The 3461-nt window shown below is 41.8% G+C and carries 3 protein-coding genes; 1 reads left to right on the top strand and 2 read right to left on the bottom strand.

The genetic code is table 11. From position 1 onward, the window contains the following. Positions 1 to 578, bottom strand: a 578-nt coding sequence (locus DBR11_RS03505; RefSeq protein WP_146186446.1) for a DUF5025 domain-containing protein, incomplete at its 3' end; no start/stop codon positions are given. A gap of 470 nt (positions 579 to 1048) precedes the next feature. On the opposite strand from DBR11_RS03505, the gene DBR11_RS03500 reads away from it, so the two are divergent. After that, positions 1049 to 2620, top strand: a complete 1572-nt coding sequence (locus tag DBR11_RS03500) for a sulfatase (protein WP_199233747.1) — start codon at positions 1049 to 1051, stop codon at positions 2618 to 2620. A 67-nt stretch (positions 2621 to 2687) separates the two neighbouring features. Here DBR11_RS03500 and DBR11_RS03495 read toward each other — a convergent pair whose 3' ends face one another. Beyond that, positions 2688 to 3413 (bottom strand): DUF6266 family protein, encoded by a 726-nt coding sequence (locus DBR11_RS03495; protein ID WP_108550232.1) that lies wholly within the window; start codon positions 3411 to 3413, stop codon positions 2688 to 2690. Between the last annotated feature and the right edge of the window lie 48 nt (positions 3414 to 3461).

Raw genomic sequence — 3461 nt, 5'->3', positions numbered from 1 at the left:
TTCTTAATCACAACAGAATCCATAGGATTCTTAATATTATACAACACCCCGTTCAATCTCCCCTCAACAAGAGGAACCAGACTCCCTTTAATGGTTTCATAATTGGTAATCTGCACCTGAAAAGGCTTTTTCTTTATATTAGCCGCATATATTTTCTGATCCGTCTCCGCCGGCCCGGTTTTCTTTCTCATCGCGATATAAGTACCAGTTACATTGTAATAATCATCTTTACCCGTAATGAAAAAAGTCTTCTTAGAAATATTATAGATCTGAAACTTTAAATCAGAAGCGTACCCTTCCTTAAACGCCTCTTTAGGCACCACAACATTTACCTTATACAAATTGATATTGCTGCCCTTTGGCATCCCAATACCAGTCCATTGTCCATTAAAAAGAACTCTGTTTTTTTCCAGAGAGCTGTGCACAGTTACCGGTTTATCATTAATAAATGCGTAAAAATGCTGCGAAAAAACCTGAGCCTGCTGGTCAACCTCCGGATCTATTTTCTTGTTCTTTTCACAAGAAATTCCAATGATAGCGAAGATAACCAGAAATACAATCGTAGAAGTCCATTTCATTGATGATCAGCTTGGTTGTTTCAAACTTACAGAATAATTCGGATTTGACCAAGCAATAAACAACTCTTAAAGCAATCTTTTAATTTAATAATAAAGAAATATTTCATCCTAAAACACACCAGCCAATTCTAGTCAAAATAATATTCAAAAAATAAATACATTTCATGGTATTACAATATATTAAAGACTAAATATCGGATATACCCTTATCCTGTCTTGCTCAATAAGCTTTTCAATTCGGTACGCATTGCGTTCCAAATTAAAAAAGCATTTTCAAAAGCACTCATATTATTAGATTCGATGAATTCTGCACCCTCCCCGGTCTGCACCCAAGAAAATATGATTTACTGATCAAACCTTAGAATCTGCAAGGTTCAGAGCGATCAGAAAACATATTTTCCCAACCAAACTAATTTTCAAGCTTTAACACTCCTGTTGCGAAAATCTCAAACAATAACTAACTTATCACCGTGAAAACCATCAAAACCACAATCCTAATCTGGCTGACCTGCCTAAGTTCAGTATCCTTTGCACAAAAGGAAACAAACAACCCCTCCAATCGCCCTAATATCATCTTCATTATGGCCGATGACCATACCGCACAATCCTGGGGCATCTACGGCGGCATATTAAAAAACTACGCAAAAACAGAAAATATCCGGCGCATGGCCAAAAACGGAGCCGTGCTAGACAACGCATTCTGCACCAATTCCCTCTGTACACCAAGCAGAGCCAGCATCATGACCGGACAATACAGCAATGTGAACGGCGTATATACCCTGGAAGACGCACTAGACCCCGAACGACCGAACATTGCCAAAGAATTGCAAAAATCAGGATATCAAACCGCCCTTATCGGTAAATGGCACCTCAAAAAACAACCAACAGGTTTTGACTATTTCAAAGTCATGGACAACCAGGGCATCTACTTTAACCCAACATTTAAAACAAAAGAAGACTGGAAAGACGACGGACAGACCACAGGAAAGGTAGATAAAGGCTACAATACAGACCTGGTGACCGACTTCTCTATAGACTGGATCAAAAAAAGAGACCAGAAAAAACCTTTTTTTCTAATGACCCATTTCAAGGCAACCCACGAACCCTGGGAATACCCAGACCGATACAAAGACCTGTATAAAAATGTAGAAATCCCCTACCCCGGATCCATTCTCGACTTTGGTCCCGAAGCCAACGGCCGTACCTTTAAAGGTCAACAACTCGAAGATCTGGAAAACCGTTGGGAACTCTATCAAAAACACCCCGACACCTACTGGACAAGCTATCCCGGCATGCCCTTTTCCATCAATGGCTTAGACAGTATCCAGGCCAGAAAAAAGATCTACCAGAAATTTGTAAAAGACTACCTGCGCTGCGCCGCAGCAATTGACGACAATATTGGCCGGATCCTGGATCACCTGGAACAAACAGGACTGGCTAAAAATACTGTAGTCATTTACACCTCCGATCAAGGCTATTTCTTAGGAGAGCATGGCTTCTTTGACAAGCGCACGATGTATGAAGAATCTTTAAGAATGCCCTTCGTCATCTGCTATCCAAAAGAAATTAAAGGCGGCAGCCGTTTCAATCAGTTCGTATTAAATATAGATTTCCCAGCCCTTTTTGCCGACTATGCCGGCATTCCAAAACCCTCCTTTATCCAGGGCAAGAGTTTCAGACCAATTTTAGAAGGCAAAACCATCAAAAACTGGCGCAAATATGCCTACTACCGGTACTGGGAGCACTTACAGATCTTGCCCGCACACTTCGGCATCAGAAGTGACCGCTATAAACTCATCTTTTACTATGGAAGTCTACTCGATATGACAGGAGGAAACAAGCAACCCACCACTCCAGCCTGGGAATTCTATGACCTTAAAAATGATCCAAAAGAGCTCCATAATGCTTACCACGATGAGAAATATCAGCAACTGATTTCACAAATGAAAGTAGAATTGCTGAAACAGAAACAACTCGCCGGCGATAACGATGCCAACAGACCAGCTATGAAAGAGATCATGAGTAAATACTGGAATAAATAAAAAAGCGCCGCAATTAAGCAGCGCTTTCAGATACACATTATTATATCAACAATGCTATATGCATCAACTAGGCGATCACGGCTACCAATCCCAAATGCTCACTCACAGACACCAATTCTTTCTGTTTTGAAGAATTGAAACAGATGTAACAATGCACATCATCATCTGCGAAACTCACCGGCACCTGCAATGTATAGGTGCCGCTAGATCTCGGCACCACATTCACCACTTTAACAAATTTGGCTTTAACCGGATTATACACCAAAATAGTAGCCATATCTGTCGCGTCCAGCAACTTGTCATCCGGATCTGCGTGCAACCAGGAAAACTTCAATTTGGCTGCAGGAAGCGATTCCACCTCCATTCCATCTGGCAAAGCCAGTTTCCCATTGCTGAACCTGATCTTGGAATAATCTAAGGTAAAATTGGGCGAAACACCCATAATCGCAGCCTGGATGTTGTAAGATACCGCCACATTCATTGGCGTGGCAATTTTACTCATCGACTTGTAACCCGTAAACACCAGATCGCTGATCCAGCTCAGAAAACTGGTCGTTAAACCAAATTTAAGCTGCTGATCTTTTTGCGCCTGGGTAGGCGCTTTACCACTACTTCTAGGCAAACCCCTGATCACATCAAGCGTTCTCCAATACGCCCCTACAACACTGTAGGATAAGCACCCGACGCCCCTTCCCATATTGCTATAGTGGGTTTTCGAGAACTCTCCTCCGAACCGTACGTACACATTCCTACGTATACGGCTCTCCACTAACATATTCAGTCTATCCCCCATGGTGTATTTTGGTATGGCATTTTAGACATACTGCTATTGTTTTCCGCT

It is taken from the genome of Pedobacter sp. HMWF019 (assembly GCF_003061025.1).
Lineage (GTDB): Bacteria > Bacteroidota > Bacteroidia > Sphingobacteriales > Sphingobacteriaceae > Pedobacter.
Note: the sequence above shows the minus strand (reverse complement) of the source record. Positions and strands in the feature narration are given on the sequence as shown.